We start from the raw sequence: 14269 nt of genomic DNA on the forward strand, positions 1-14269 counted from the left end.
TTATGGCGTTTCTTGGTTCAAAGTATCAGGACGGTCTATGGCACACCATGACCTTTAGATGCTACCCAAACTCGATACCACTGCTCACGAGTTAGCTCAATGTCTAACGCCGAAATAGCGGCTTTTACACGCTCAATCTTACCAGAGCCAATGATAGGAAGCGGGTTAGATGGCAGACGTTTCACCCAAGCGTAAATCACTTGGTCGATGCTTGTCGCGCCGACTTCTGCTCGAATCGCTTCAAGTTCACTGCGAACACGCTGGGCTTGTTCAGATTGACCATTAAAGATCTCACCACCAGCAAGAGTAGACCAAGCCATTGGCTTCACTCTTAGTTGCTGTAGCTGATCTAAAGTACCATCGTGAGCAACTTCAAAGTTAATTGGGTTGATTTCAACTTGGTTAGTGACCAGAGACTTGCTTAAGCGCGATTGCAGTAACTCATACTGACGCGGCGTGAAGTTAGATACACCAAAGTGTTTCACTTTACCGATTTTATACAACTCGTTAAATGCATCGGCGACTTCGTCAGCATCCATTAAAACGTCTGGACGGTGAATCAGCAGAACATCAAGCTCATTCACACCCAGTCTCTGTAGAGAGTTATCTACCGATTCATAAATGTGCTTTGCACTGGTGTCATAATGGTTGATCTTGCGATCTGAGAACTTGTCACTACATAGCTTAATATCGCACTTTGAAACGATCTGGATTTCCTCACGGACTGATGGATCCAGTGCCAGCGCTTCACCAAATAGTGTCTCACACTCATAGTTGCCATAAATATCGGCGTGATCAACGGTCGTCACACCCAGTTCGATATGCTGTTTAAGGAAGGTCAAACGTTCTTGCGGTGTCATCCCCCAATCAGCCAAACGCCAATACCCCTGAACCAGCTCGGAAAATTCCGTCCCATTTGGCGCCATCGTTACTTTAGAAACCATGGGTTATCTCCTTATTTAAATCTGCCCACATCCTAAGCTTGTTTACCAAGGCTCACAACGGGTAAAATTCGAAAAAACGAACTGGAGTACGAAGTTGTGAGCTTTGCTGAAAGACTTAAAGAATTGATTGGACAAGAAAGCGTCAGTGGCTTCGCTCGCCGCGTTGAACTCTCTGAAGCACTTATACGCAAATATCTTAAAGGCAGTGAACCAAGCTTAGCAAAAGCTAATCAAATCGCGATGAAAGCCAACTGCTCACTTGAGTGGCTAGCCACTGGCTGCGGCTATTTATATCGTCAAGCAGAAGTGGTTGATATGCCCGCCTACCAACTCGCTCACGAAACCGTACTAGGTAATAAGCTCGCTGAAAGTGACACCCTCACTCATCGCAAACTCATCATCGCTTATCAATACTTACGTGCGACTAAGAAAAGTGATGGGCATTTAGATGCTCATGGTATGAAAAGGTGCTTGCTAGCATCACTAACTAATAAATTACCCACTAAAAACCCCAGAGCATTTACACCAACTCAAACCCGCGCAACAAAATCGTAACATCCATCTGTGACACATAGATTATACCGCCCCATGTATTCGCATTACAAATAGTTCAACATTCACTCCTTTGATAAATGTGACCAAGATTAAACGCATGTTTGAATAAAATACCTTACACTAATATCAACAAACAGATTTATTAAGAGCAAAGGAATATTCCACAAACCGAATATAACCAACTCTCCAATAATGTCCCCCAATAGTGGTATTCGAAAATTGAAATATTTTTGAAGGGGGTTCTTATATCCGAAAAACGGAATAAATATAAAAAGGAATACATATGAAAAGTCTATTCAAGCTTTCTACTTTGGCAGTAAGTGTGTTTGCAGCATCGCAAGTTGCTGCAATTGAGTTGTATAATTCTGAAGGTACTAGCGCAAACATGTACGGCGGTATTGCAGCACAAGTCAGCGCATATGATTATGACGAATCAACGATTATCGGCAATGACGCAGGCTTTGCTTATAACTCAGACCAAACTCATATTGAAGATCCAGGCTCATGGTTTGGTTTTGATATCAAACACCAAATGGGTAAAGTGTATGGTCTTGCAAAAATTGAATGGGATGTAGACTTTTCAACATCGACAGACCTTGATAGTCGCCGCGCGCTAACCGCACGTCAGACATTTGCTGGTTTCGGCCACGATGATTTTGGTTCAATTACTATTGGTCGCCAAGAGAGCCCCTACATGAAAACGGACAAGGGCTACTACGCATACTGGGTTGGTGGTCTTAACATGATGCAATCTGACGAACTTGGTAGTCGCCGTTCTCAAAACACAGTAGTTTGGCAGAATGATTTTGATAACCTTTATATAGGCCTACAATATCAAGCTCGCCGCAGCGTAGATGACCTAATTACCTTTGGTGGTAACGGCCTGAACTTTGGCTCATTGCTAGAAGTTAATGGTGATCCTGTAACAATCAAAGGCGGTTATGGCGCAGCAGTTGCCTATACTATCGAGCAAACTGGCACATATTTAGCGGCAGCTTACAACCAAGCTAACGATATCAACGGTTCTTTCATTGACCTTCTTGGAATCCCTGATGCTGCAGCGGCAATTACAGCTACTGACGCAGAAGTTAAGCAGTACGCACTAGCACTTGAGCAACACTTGCTAGATGGCGCATTATCACTTTCTGCGCGTTACGAAGAATTTACAGCAAAAGACGGCCTAAATTCATTTGACTCAAAAACGACTACATTTGGCCTTGGCGCAAACATGTACGTGTCTGAAACAGTCCGTATTTACGGTGGCTACGAAATGGCCGAAGAGAAAGACGAAAAACTTGGTCGTACTAAGACTGAAATGACTTCGTTTAACCTAGGTGCGGCATACGCTCCCGTGCCTTGGGGTGAAGTTTACCTAGAAAGCTATACGGACGATCTTAAACTTAACGATGGTCTGAACTTCAATGACTTTACTTCTGTTGGCGTTGAATCCAAAGGCACTCACTTCTTCCTAGGTGCTGCAGTATTCTTCTAATGCCATCTTGAGTTAGACACTAACTAGTAAGTTTCCTTTAAAGCCCTTTGTACATTTCTGTGCAAAGGGCTTTTATTTATCCCCCTAATCACTTCTCTCAGCGACTCGATCAACAAAGAAGCTTTCAGCTCAATAAATGAGCACACATTATCCCTCAATTACCAATCATACAAATATCCAATAGTTCAGACCACAAACCATGTATAACCCCAACAAATAAAAATTAATAAAAATATAAACTGTGATTTCAACCCGATATTCATCACCATTTTATCCATAGAATCCACATCAAAATAATCTGAAAAGGAAGCAATTCAGCACAAAACAAGAATAGACACTGTTAATAGACCTCATTCATTAACTACGTACTACCCATAAGCAATCCAACCAATCAACTACCACTAGAACGAATACATATGAACAGACATTGCATTAGACTTTTAACGTTTTCATTTACATTGACGTGTTTTCCCGCCCTTGCCGCTGTCGAACTGTATAACCAAGAAGGTACAGAGCTTTCCGTTTACGGCGCTATTGCCGCGCAAGTGAGCCAATATGATTATGACCAATCCTCTGCGATGGGAAGTCCTGAAGGTTATAACTACAACAGCGATATTGTTCACATTGAGGATCCAGGTTCTTACGTCGGTATCGACCTCTCTCACCAAGTGGGTTCAATGCGTGGACTTGTAAAACTCGAGTGGGATGTGAACTTCGGTACACAGTCCGATACATCTGACGAGGCACTACAACAACGTCAAACCTACGTTGGGTTTGCGCATGACGATTACGGCCAAGTGACCATCGGTAGACAAGAGAGTCCCTACATGAAAACCGATAAGGGCTATTACGCTTATTGGGCTGGCGGACTTAACATGATGCAATCAGATGAACTTGGCAGTCGTCGCACTGCTAATACCGTGGTTTGGTCAAAACAGACCGATAGCTTTTATTTGGGGCTTCAATACCAGGCGAGTAGGAATGTTGAACAAATTTCTTTCGGTAACGGGCTCAATTTTGGTTCCGTTTTTCAACCAACTGAAGACACGCCAAATATCTCAATAGACAACGGCTTTGGTGTTGCCGCTACCTACACATTCGATTTTGGTACCTATGTGGCGCTTGCCTATAACCAAGCAAATAATATTAATGGTAAATTCATCGACTTACTGGGCATCCCTGATCCATCATTTAGCCTTGTCGCGAGCGATGCCAAAGTACAACAGTACGCTCTGGCGTTAGAGCATCACTTCTTTGACGGTCAGCTTTCTGTATCCGGACGCTATGAGCGCTTCAACGCGCAAGATGGCACTGCGGCACCCAGTTTCGATGGTACTACCGACAATATTGGTGTTGGTGCCAACTGGTTTATCACCGATGCCGTGCGAGTTTACGGCAGCTATGAGTGGGCACTCGATAAGAACAACCTAACGCAAACCACAAATACTAAAGTGAGTATGATCAACGTCGGGGCAGCTTGGGCTCCGGTGCCTTGGGGGGAGCTGTACATGGAAGCCTACCACGATGATGTCACGCTAAATCAAACCCTAGATTGGCAATCAGGTGCTGCTCCGTCTGATTTTCGCGGTAACGCAACTCACATCTTCCTCGGTGCGGCCGTATTATTTTAGCCATCTCAACCTCTAGAGACTAAACACAGCCACTAAGGTGCTTGATGATCATATCAAGCACCTTGCTTCGATAATTTCGACACTAAAAGACGAACAATGGATGGCAAATCGAGTTACAAAGCTTACAATGCACCATCAAATACATAGCTAGATGACTCACCATGATTCCTGATTACACATTCGATACCCTCAACACCATGCCACGACAAGAACTTGAAGAATTTGCTGCGCGTATGATAAGCCGCATGGTACCCGAGGACGTAATGACCGAGCTGTTCACCTTCGAGCAAGAAGAAGTGGATAACGAAGAACGTATGCTAGCAACCCAGCTTGACGCCATTTTAAGAATGACCGCGATTGCTCTGTGTGAGATTCAACAAGCATTTGACGATTCAGACAATGCTATCCAGAACAGTGAGCGTATGACGCGTCTCGTCTTATGGCACTTCTACTCCGTGTCATTCAACCTTGAAAAAGCGATCCCGTTGCAGACCCACTGTAACCACGTCGAAGTGTTGCTGAATAACCGACCTAAAGACGTACTAGGCTGGGTAAAGGAACTGAATGACTTGTTGCACTCTTACGCAGAGATCAACACTGAAAACTAAACATCAACTGTTCGGTAAAACCTAGATTCTGAGCAAATCTCTCCTAACCTATTTTGAGTGATGTTGTTGCATATCGTGATAACAACATCAATTCATAACAAGTCGTTAGGGAGACGTTATACAATGTATTCAGATTTGCTTGAACCTCAGCCGCAGCAGAAAAAGAAACAACATCAACCATCGATCACCCAGCGACGTGCGGCTTCCACGAAGGCTTTGTCGGATCAGCGCAGCAATTCTGAACAACCCAACGTAGCTCAGCGTCAACCCAACCTCCAAGATAATCGTCTACTCCACGCTGCGAACTCTCCCATCCAACACCATTCTAAACAAAGTTCCCAACCACACACTCCAACAACCAACGTGATGCAACGAGCGAAAGTGCCTGATGGCTTCGATCCCGATGCTTGGGAGAGCCTCCCCTCTCATGCTCAAGCTGTTTATAAGCTCATCGCACAATCACCTAACTTCGACATACTTCGACACGACATGGGTGAGAACAAACTCATTGCAGAATGTGCAAACCTGGGTATGGCTCTTGAACTTGCTGAAAGGTCGGTCAAATCGCTGACCGATTACGCCACTATGGTGAACAAAAACGCAGCCAAAGCAAAAGCAAAAGCAGTCGCTAAACAAGCTGTAGGGTTTGGTGTCGGTGTCGGTACGTCATATGGTAGCATGGCTCTCAAACCCGTCGCAAATGGCGTTGGTAACCATTTGGCGGGCTACGCAATCAAGCAAGGTGTTAGTGGAACCGGAGTAGGCGTCAAAAAAGGCAGCCAATGGGCTGCTGGCAAACTTGCCAGCAAAAAAGTTGGTTCTGCAAAGTGAGACCAGACTTCGTAGCGTCCTCAAAGACATCGGCCTTGCCTATGTACTATTTAACAACTGTAGGTTTGGCAATGAAGATAAAATCATACAAGTGAAGAACGCCATGTTGAGCTCACATACTATTGTTCAACACGCGGTCGACCATATATGCACCCAAAGATAATCAAGAATACCCTTCAAACGGCAATCGATGCCGCTCATTCGGCTTCTAAACCTCAATCCGTTAACCATTCAATGGCGTCTTGGTAGTTGCCAAAAGATGCCATGTCTCCAGCAATAAACCAGCTACCTATTTTACTCGCGAGTTCCTGCCAGTTTTTGTCACCGTAAATCGCGATCTTTTCTATGTTGAAGCCTAGTTTTAACCCTAACTGAAAATCATCCCAGGCGGCTCTTAACTCCCAGCCAGAAAACTCGGTAATGTCGACCAGCATTTTCATGTGCTTGGCAGATATCCCCTGCAAACTCGACTCAAGTACTGGCGTTATCGCTTGGTAGTCTTCATGAGTAAGCTTGCCTGTTGCCTTGAGAATTAGCAGTGATTCGCCTTCAATGCGCTCTATTCCAATCGTAATTCCGTGACGTTGTGTGTTCATAGTTTTCCCCTACGCTTCCATCACCTGATTAAACAATAGAGTAAATCTGAAATGAAAATGTTGAAGTCACAACCAAACTTCACCAAATCCTTATGAAAGAGTGCAAAAAGCTAAAACGTACGATAGCTGTTCATAAGAGGCTGTTAGTTTTCGCCCGCTAAATACGGCAACTTTTCATACCAACATTAACCTTATTAAGAACCGCATTTATACCTACAATGATGATGTGACAAATCGTAAAACATAACATTAACAAGACCTATAACTAACCATGAACTATAAAGCTCAGCAACTCCTACAGCATCTTTGTTCTCAATACGACCAAATTTCAACAAAATATCAGTCAGAACCATTTCCGGTTTTTGCCGAAACATTTGAAAGTGAATATGGTCATTGCTTAGTGAGAAGCCCAGCGGGAAGTCACCGTTTTAGTATTGTTTCAGTGAATTTTGTCCCTTCAGCTAGAGGACAAGGTGTGCTCACGCAGTTTATTCACTACATTAAAAATAACCCCTACCACTACCAAGGGGTAGAAGTAGAGATTATCGAAAACCAATGCCTGGCTAAAAAGCTTCTTTCGCTTGGCTGGGAGTACAAATCGGTCTTTAATCGGTGGTTTTGTTCAAAGACGCCTAGTTTGATTAAGCATTTCTAAAGATGTTCTATTGCGTTTGTTCAACAAGAATTTAAGCAAAAAAAAGAGCCGCTAATCAGCGGCTCTTTTTAGATATCTAACTAAGAGTAGTTGCTAGCCAATAGCTATTTACTCTTTACCAAATACGTTGTTCTCTTGCTCTTGTACACGGATGAACGTGGTACGCTTAGTAAGCTCTTTAAGCTTAGCTGCACCTACGTAAGTACAAGTAGAGCGCACACCACCAAGAATATCGGAGATGGTGTCGTTTACATCACCACGGTATGGAAGTAGTACAGTTTTACCTTCTGCCGCGCGGTACTGAGCAACGCCGCCAGAGTGCTTGTCCATTGCTGATTGAGAAGACATGCCGTAGAACTTCATGAATTTCTCGCCGTCTTTTTCAAACACTTCGCCGCCAGATTGCTCGTGGCCTGCTAGCATACCGCCAAGCATGACGAAATCTGCACCGCCACCAAATGCTTTAGCGACGTCACCCGCACATGCACAGCCACCGTCACCGATGATCATGCCGCCAAGGCCGTGTGCTGCGTCTGCACATTCAATGATTGCAGAAAGCTGAGGGTAACCAACACCAGTTTTAACACGTGTAGTACATACAGAGCCTGGGCCAATACCAACTTTAACGATATCAGCACCCGCTAGGATTAGCTCTTCACACATGTCGCCAGTGACAACGTTACCTGCAGAGATAGTCTTGTTTGGGAACTCTGCACGAACTTTTTGTACGTACTCAACAAGGTGCTCTGAGTAACCGTTCGCGATGTCGATACAGATAAACTCTAGATCTTCGCTAAGCGCTAGGATTTCTTTAGTTTTCTCGAAATCACGCTCAGACGTACCCGTTGATACGAATACTTTGTTTAGCGTCTCTTTTGATGCGCCTTTAACGAACTCTGCCCACTGCTCAACAGTGTAGTGTTTGTGCATAGCTGTCATTACGCCGTGCTGCGCAAGAGCCGTTGCCATTTCAAAACTACCCACTGAATCCATATTTGCAGCGATAACTGGTGTACCAGACCATTGACGACCACTGTGCTTGAATGTAAAATCGCGCGTTAAATTTACTTGAGAACGACTTTTCAGTGTTGAACGCTTAGGGCGAAACAGTACATCTTTAAAGCCTAACTTAAGTTCTTGTTCGATACGCATTGTAAAAATTCCTCGATTTATTAGTACATGTTCCAGTGGGCATATGTCTAAACATAATGCGTTGGCTTTCCGTTGGCAGACGGTTCACCTTTCTTCGGACACAAAAAAACCGGAGCGTTGGCAGACGCTCCGGTTTTCAGCATTATAGGTCGCGAAAACTTTCTCGCAAGACTGATATTACAATTTTTTGTGGTACTATTCCGAAAAGCTACAAATTCGCCCGCAGCAAAATCTCCCGCCCTCTCAAATAAACCATCAATTTTCCCATAAATCAGGCAGTTAAGAAAAACCACCCTACATATTCCCACTCTAAACTTCCAAAGCAAACGTTTATCTATTGATGAAAATCTCATCGTTCAACACAAATCCAAGCAAAAACCTGTCATTTTAGCGCTCAAAAATCACTCAAAGCCTCTTTAAAAAGATCGTTTTTTTGAAAAAATCTTGCTGAATTTCTCAATCCCACCACTTTTTCGCACTACAAACGTAACGAATATCATTCAGCACATCAGAAGCCAACATGCCAACTTCTCCTTTCATCCGCGCATTTCTATCCGCCGCGCAGCTATGAACGAGTGTTCCAAGAACTGCAGCTTTAAAAACAGGGTAGCCCTGAGCCAAGAGTGAAGCGATGACACCCGCAAGCACATCTCCCATTCCTCCCGTTGCCATTCCCGGATTCCCAGCATGGCAAACAACGGTCGTTGAGCCATCGCAAATAATGGTTCCAGCACCTTTGAGCACAACAACGCCACCAAACTTTTGCTGCAAGTGGCGCGCGGCAGAAAAACGATCGTGTTCAATCTGGGTGCTTGTGATACCTAATAGTCTTGCGGCTTCACCTGGGTGGGGCGTTAATACTCGGTTGTCCATATGCTCTAGGGCAACACTTAACCAATAAAGACCATCGGCATCGACAACCATTGGCTTATTGAACTTGGTGCTAAGTTGCATGGCGGATTTATAAACACTCTCTCCCCAATGATTCCGTCCAAGGCCTGGACCTATGCATAGCGCGCTCGCCCAATGCGATCGCTGCTCAAGCAAAACAGAATCCGCCGCGCTGCCACTAACCATAGCCTCAGGAAGCAAAGCACGAATAGCCAAACAACTCTCCGGATGCACATAGGTTGCTGCTAAGCCCGCTCCTGATTTTAAAGCCGCACAAGAAGCAAGATAGGCTGCGCCGCTCATTCCATCGTTTCCCCCAACGACAAGCACACTACCTTGTCTTCCCTTGTGGGTATCACGCGCTTTTGCTTTCAATATCTCAAGCCAAGGCGATTGCGCTAGTAACGCGTTTGCTGTGTTTTGCTTTGCAAATACCTCATCGACACCTAGACCTGCAAAGCTCAGCACACCAGTGTGAGCTCTTGCACTCCCTGTCACTAAACCTTGCTTCACACCAATAAAGGTGACCGTGTAGTCAGCGACAATCGCGCTACCCGACACTGCGCCAGTATCCGTGTTTAACCCACTTGGTGTGTCTATCGCGACTATTGGCACTTTCGCTTGATTAAGGCGTTCGATAAGGTGAGCAAAATAAGGCCTGACCTCGCCTTTAATCCCGGTGCCTAGCAGTCCATCAACAATCACATCCACCGAACTCGGAACCGTATTTTGCTCAGAGCTCATCACCCCGCCCGCTTTAACGAACGCATCATGCGCAGTAGCAGCATCCCCTTTCAACTCCTTTTCAGAGCCTACCTGCCAAAGAGTCACTGCAAGATCACGCTCAAGAGCAAGCTTACCGACAACATAACCATCCCCGCCGTTATTGCCCTTTCCACAGCAAATCAGGATGTGTTTAACGTTTGGGTATCGATGAAGTAGCTCATCAAAAACAGCTTGGCCTGCGCGCAGCATCAGGGAATACATGTCAACATGACATGCTCGCGCTGCAAGCACTTCGCCTTCACGAACTTGATTGGAGGTATAGAGGTTCTCTGGGAGAGATGAATGACTTGAGGGTGTTGAAATCATAGCGCGTCCCTTTTCTGTGCTTGCATCAACAAGCGTATCAGAGAGTCCGCGCTGTAACTGTGAACTAGAGTGAGTGAACGCGAAATTAGAAACGCTCGCTGCACACATCTCATAGTAAGAATTAGCTAATACTGAGGCCAGAATATATGAAGAGCAAAACGAAGGACGATAGCAAAGATGATCAACGCGACTCCGAGCCTGTAACGCTTGTATTCAGCGACACTCATTGGAACACGTTTATAAAACATGGTCACCACACCTTTCCAGTCGTGGCTGCGGCGTCCGTATTGCACAATGCCAGTCAAAATAAACAACGCACCGACTACCATTAGTGCTTTTTCCGTCCAGAATAGTCCTAACTCCATCATAGGGATACTCACTCCTTTATATTAGTACCCGTTTAGTGTATGCGGTAAGTGCAAGAATTTCTCTTGGACTATGGTCTAATGTCATTGAGGTCATTAAGTCTTTTGCGATATCACGCCAATCATCAATCTCAGAGGCCAAATGCGCCTGCTGTTTGGCGTTAATGCTGTTGATCGCGAGAGCGATATATTTTCCGGCGAGCTGCTGATTGTGATCGATTTTCGCTTGAAGCTCTGGTGAGTAATAGCTGTCTGAGTCATTGAGGAAGCGTTGAAACTCTGGCTGATAGTAAGCGAGGTCATTACGCCGATTAAGAAGCTGTCGCATATAATAATTCATCTGCCTGCGATGCTCCTGCCAGTCGAACACCGTCACTTGCATATTAGACGCCCATTCTCTAGCAAAACCTTTTTGCTCATTCGTGACCGTCCCGAACCAGCGTTCAAAGTTCTCTTCAATACGCTCTTGATAGATTTCTCGAACATCATCGTCATTCATATCTTGATATTTATTTACGAACTCACGGTTCTTCTCTTCAAAGTTTTCGATAAGCTCCTTTACTTGCTCATCGCTCATTTGCTGAGTCAACGCATACAGTTCTGGAGTAACCTGCTCGACAAGTCTCTTAGTATGTGTCCTCACATCATTCATTTGTTGCAGCACATAAGCGCTATCGACCTGCTTGGGATCTTTCGCGCGAATCGCCTCCAGTTGTTTTACGTATTGAGGAAGCTCGTTCTCTTTGTGCCATTGGCCGAGTAACAAAATCCGCTCACTTAGGATGTCTTCCTGACCGTCACTGAGCGTGACGTAATCATCAATATACTCAACTAGTAACCAATCAAGGTTACTATAAAGAAATTTTGTTGTGCATCCGGTGATTACCAACAGCAATCCCACCAGCCATAGCCTTGATTTCCTGAACACTTTTCTCTCCATGTCGAACGCAGATAAACTCAATTCCGTTATACGCACGATACATCAAGATTAGATTGAAAATACAAAAAAACGCCCATTTTAGGGCGTTTTTTAAGAAAAAAAAAGTCACTCTTTAAGTGCGAAATGCCATGGCACCTTTGCCGACCCCTTCGTAAGCGATCACCTGCAGTGTTTGATTGTCAGTCAAGGTTTTGCTCACCTCATCCGCAATACAGTTTGCTAGAAGCTCAACGGTTGTATCGGTATCAAGAATTTCCGTCTCTAGCTTAGAAATAGCAAGCTCAAATTCACCTTGTGGTGCTGTATAGCGAAAGCCGTAGTGTGTATCGTCGGTAATATCGGTGGCATTGTCACTTAAACTAAGCTCAGCAAGATATACTTTATCTTCTAATGAACCAAGATAGATATCCTGCCAACGCGCAGCAAACGCGGCTTCACGCTCCACATCACGCTGCCCGTTAACTACAAGCTCGATCGGAGAGCGATGGCCATGTGCAATACGCTGACAGTTACCATCGTGTTTTTTAAGGCCATGGGTGTAATGATAAAACGCGCCATTAATCATCTCGTGGCGCAGTGTAATCTCAAGCCCTTGTACATTGCCTGGTAAGTTGCCTTTTAAGATCTCATAAATATAGTCCGTGACTGACTTTATGGTTATCTCGTCAGTATCAATCAAGCAAAACGCTTGATCAGGGCTGTGAAGATGTATGCTTCGCTCGCCTCTTAGGAAATCTAACTTGGCGTAGCCTGGTTTTGAAGCTTGGTGGCGTACAGCGCCGCTTTTCATAGGAACGAGTAAGCGATGGTCAACATGCTCATCAATTAAGTGTTTAATCTGTTTCTTTACTTTGCCAAAGTCGAGCACCATGCTCATCTCATTGAGTTCACCGGACAAAACTACATCCACAATCCAACTCTCTCCGACCATACCACGCTGTTCGCATAGGTAAGAAGAGTCGATAACGGTGAGGTCTCTGACGAATAAATTCAAACTGAATTCCTTATTGATATTAGTTGTCATTACGCTGAACTGCGCATTATACCTATGTCACAAAAAGAAGCATCAATTAGAACCAATAAAGCCCCAGCTAGGGGCTTATCAATAAGTAAACAAATCTAAATAGATTAGATCTGAGGACGCGCTGTACCATGAGTTGATGGCGGCAAGTGTGGTAATGTCACTTGAGGCTGCTCACCTGTTAACGTTGTCAAGAATGCCGTGATCTTCTTAGATTCCTGTGGGGTAAGCGTTTGACCTAGCTGAATGTCAGCCATGATTTCAACTGCTTTTTGTAGATCCCACTCTGAACCGTCATGGAAGTAAGGGTATGTCAGTTCAACGTTGCGAAGCGTTGGAACCTTAAACACGTATTTATCAAAATCGTTGCCGGTCACAGCTTTGCGACCGACATCTGGATTGTCGGTCTTAAACGCCTTCACTAAACCCATTTTCTGATACATTTGACCACCTGCTAATGGACCACTGTGACAGGCTGTACAACCTTTTTGCTTAAACAGTGCGTAGCCTTCCACTTGCTCTTTGGTTAACGCTGAATCATCGCCTTTTAGCCACTTATCAAACTTTGAGTTGGGTGTACGAAGCGTTTTCTCAAACGTCGCGATCGCATCCGTCACTTCAGTAATCGTGAACTCTTCTTTACCGTAAGCTTCTTTAAACCACTCACGATACTGTGGAATCGACTTTAATGTCCCAATCGCTAACTCATGAGAAAATGCCATTTCAATCGGATTCTCAATTGGCCCAGCAGCTTGTTCTTGAAGATCTTTAGCACGACCATTCCAAAATTGAACGAAGTTTAAATCTGAATTAAGTACGGTTGGTGAATTAATTCCACCCACTGCCCATTTGTGACCAATTGAAGTTGGCAAATTATCAACACCACCCGTAGCAACGTTATGGCAAGAGTTACAAGAAATAGTGTTTGATGCTGAAAGCCTTGGTTCGAACCAAAGCGTTTTTCCTAACTCAACCTTTGCTGTATCAAGACCCACAATAGGTTCAATCACTTTAATTGGCTCACTACTTTGACGCGCTGCATAACTACTGCATGACGCTACCGCAATCAGCGATACGATCAACATTTTCTTCATACGACTTCCTTTTATGTATTCAATAAATATTTAGCAAGCATACGGTAACCATAACGAATTGTAATAACTCGCCAGCCTTTAATAATTATTTAGCTTAACGCTTACTTGGGCTCGGAAATAATATTTAACAACTTACATTTTATATAATGCAAAAACTCGATTGAGATGATGAAAAAAAGGAATGTTAAAACCCATATGCAGTTATATGCCTCGTATTTACAACAACACCCAGCATTAGTGATAGTTCTAAAATCACAATTAACAAACAAAATCTTTACGCAATTAGTTGATTAAAATCAAGTTTCTTCACCCGTAACGCTAACTGCAAAAATGCAGTTTGATTTTGTGACTCATTTTGAAAATTCACACTGTAAATACTATCTACAACGGGCACTTTATGGC

The 14269-nt window shown here is 44.2% G+C and carries 14 protein-coding genes; 6 read left to right on the plus strand and 8 right to left on the minus strand.

What is annotated here, in order from left to right:
• Positions 1-35: 35 nt before the first annotated feature.
• Entirely contained in the window at positions 36-944 is a 909-nt protein-coding gene (locus PG915_RS23740) for an aldo/keto reductase (RefSeq protein WP_353499420.1), read from the minus strand.
• Between the two features lie 96 nt (positions 945-1040).
• Here PG915_RS23740 and PG915_RS23745 point away from each other — a divergent pair, with 96 nt between their 5' ends.
• The 5 genes from PG915_RS23745 (at position 1041) to PG915_RS23765 (ending at position 6061) form a co-directional block, all read left to right on the plus strand.
• Positions 1041-1499, plus strand: a complete 459-nt coding sequence (locus PG915_RS23745; RefSeq protein WP_353499421.1) for an XRE family transcriptional regulator — start codon at positions 1041-1043, stop codon at positions 1497-1499.
• 283 nt (positions 1500-1782) lie between these two features.
• Positions 1783-2991 (plus strand): porin, encoded by a 1209-nt coding sequence (locus PG915_RS23750; protein ID WP_353499422.1) that lies wholly within the window; start codon positions 1783-1785, stop codon positions 2989-2991.
• A gap of 416 nt (positions 2992-3407) precedes the next feature.
• Positions 3408-4622: a porin gene (locus tag PG915_RS23755; protein ID WP_353499423.1), complete on the plus strand. Its 1215-nt coding sequence runs from the start codon at positions 3408-3410 to the stop codon at positions 4620-4622.
• A 161-nt stretch (positions 4623-4783) separates the two neighbouring features.
• The gene (locus tag PG915_RS23760; protein WP_353499424.1) at positions 4784-5230 is read left to right on the plus strand and encodes an exoribonuclease R; all 447 of its coding nucleotides are present in this window, start codon (positions 4784-4786) and stop codon (positions 5228-5230) included.
• Between the two features lie 123 nt (positions 5231-5353).
• Positions 5354-6061: a hypothetical protein gene (locus tag PG915_RS23765; RefSeq protein WP_353499425.1), complete on the plus strand. Its 708-nt coding sequence runs from the start codon at positions 5354-5356 to the stop codon at positions 6059-6061.
• 215 nt (positions 6062-6276) lie between these two features.
• Here the strand turns inward: PG915_RS23765 and PG915_RS23770 are convergent, their stop codons facing one another.
• The gene (locus tag PG915_RS23770; RefSeq protein ID WP_353499426.1) at positions 6277-6657 is read right to left on the minus strand and encodes an STAS/SEC14 domain-containing protein; all 381 of its coding nucleotides are present in this window, start codon (positions 6655-6657) and stop codon (positions 6277-6279) included.
• Positions 6658-6928: 271 nt separating this feature from the next.
• Here PG915_RS23770 and PG915_RS23775 point away from each other — a divergent pair, with 271 nt between their 5' ends.
• Positions 6929-7312 (plus strand): hypothetical protein, encoded by a 384-nt coding sequence (locus PG915_RS23775; RefSeq protein ID WP_353499427.1) that lies wholly within the window; start codon positions 6929-6931, stop codon positions 7310-7312.
• Between the two features lie 108 nt (positions 7313-7420).
• On the opposite strand, the gene PG915_RS23780 is transcribed toward PG915_RS23775, so the two are convergent.
• The 6 genes from PG915_RS23780 to PG915_RS23805 form a co-directional block, all read right to left on the minus strand.
• Positions 7421-8464, minus strand: a complete 1044-nt coding sequence (locus tag PG915_RS23780) for a GMP reductase (protein WP_353499428.1) — start codon at positions 8462-8464, stop codon at positions 7421-7423.
• A 456-nt stretch (positions 8465-8920) separates the two neighbouring features.
• Positions 8921-10447: an NAD(P)H-hydrate dehydratase gene (locus PG915_RS23785; protein WP_353499429.1), complete on the minus strand. Its 1527-nt coding sequence runs from the start codon at positions 10445-10447 to the stop codon at positions 8921-8923.
• Positions 10448-10572: 125 nt separating this feature from the next.
• On the minus strand, positions 10573-10812 hold the full coding sequence (locus tag PG915_RS23790; RefSeq protein WP_353500208.1) for a hypothetical protein: 240 nt from the start codon (positions 10810-10812) through the stop codon (positions 10573-10575).
• Positions 10813-10831: 19 nt separating this feature from the next.
• Complete coding sequence (locus tag PG915_RS23795) at positions 10832-11740, minus strand: DUF6279 family lipoprotein (protein ID WP_353499430.1); 909 nt, start codon at positions 11738-11740, stop codon at positions 10832-10834.
• A gap of 124 nt (positions 11741-11864) precedes the next feature.
• Entirely contained in the window at positions 11865-12746 is an 882-nt protein-coding gene (locus PG915_RS23800; RefSeq protein ID WP_353499431.1) for a 6-pyruvoyl trahydropterin synthase family protein, read from the minus strand.
• 134 nt (positions 12747-12880) lie between these two features.
• Entirely contained in the window at positions 12881-13867 is a 987-nt protein-coding gene (locus tag PG915_RS23805; protein WP_353499432.1) for a cytochrome-c peroxidase, read from the minus strand.
• Positions 13868-14269 lie beyond the last annotated feature (402 nt).

Source organism: Vibrio sp. CB1-14, assembly GCF_040412085.2.
GTDB lineage: Bacteria > Pseudomonadota > Gammaproteobacteria > Enterobacterales > Vibrionaceae > Vibrio > Vibrio chaetopteri.

What these genes read in the sequence shown, in the direction of transcription:
- PG915_RS23780 (WP_353499428.1), bottom strand. Translation starts at nt 8,464, where the DNA reads ATGCGTATCGAACAAGAACTTAAGTTAGGCTTTAAAGATGTACTGTTT.
- PG915_RS23755 (WP_353499423.1), top strand. Translation starts at nt 3,408, where the DNA reads ATGAACAGACATTGCATTAGACTTTTAACGTTTTCATTTACATTGACG.
- PG915_RS23775 (WP_353499427.1), top strand. Translation starts at nt 6,929, where the DNA reads ATGAACTATAAAGCTCAGCAACTCCTACAGCATCTTTGTTCTCAATAC.
- PG915_RS23765 (WP_353499425.1), top strand. Translation starts at nt 5,354, where the DNA reads ATGTATTCAGATTTGCTTGAACCTCAGCCGCAGCAGAAAAAGAAACAA.
- PG915_RS23805 (WP_353499432.1), bottom strand. Translation starts at nt 13,867, where the DNA reads ATGAAGAAAATGTTGATCGTATCGCTGATTGCGGTAGCGTCATGCAGT.
- PG915_RS23790 (WP_353500208.1), bottom strand. Translation starts at nt 10,812, where the DNA reads ATGGAGTTAGGACTATTCTGGACGGAAAAAGCACTAATGGTAGTCGGT.
- PG915_RS23770 (WP_353499426.1), bottom strand. Translation starts at nt 6,657, where the DNA reads ATGAACACACAACGTCACGGAATTACGATTGGAATAGAGCGCATTGAA.
- PG915_RS23750 (WP_353499422.1), top strand. Translation starts at nt 1,783, where the DNA reads ATGAAAAGTCTATTCAAGCTTTCTACTTTGGCAGTAAGTGTGTTTGCA.
- PG915_RS23740 (WP_353499420.1), bottom strand. Translation starts at nt 944, where the DNA reads ATGGTTTCTAAAGTAACGATGGCGCCAAATGGGACGGAATTTTCCGAG.
- PG915_RS23760 (WP_353499424.1), top strand. Translation starts at nt 4,784, where the DNA reads ATGATTCCTGATTACACATTCGATACCCTCAACACCATGCCACGACAA.
- PG915_RS23785 (WP_353499429.1), bottom strand. Translation starts at nt 10,447, where the DNA reads ATGATTTCAACACCCTCAAGTCATTCATCTCTCCCAGAGAACCTCTAT.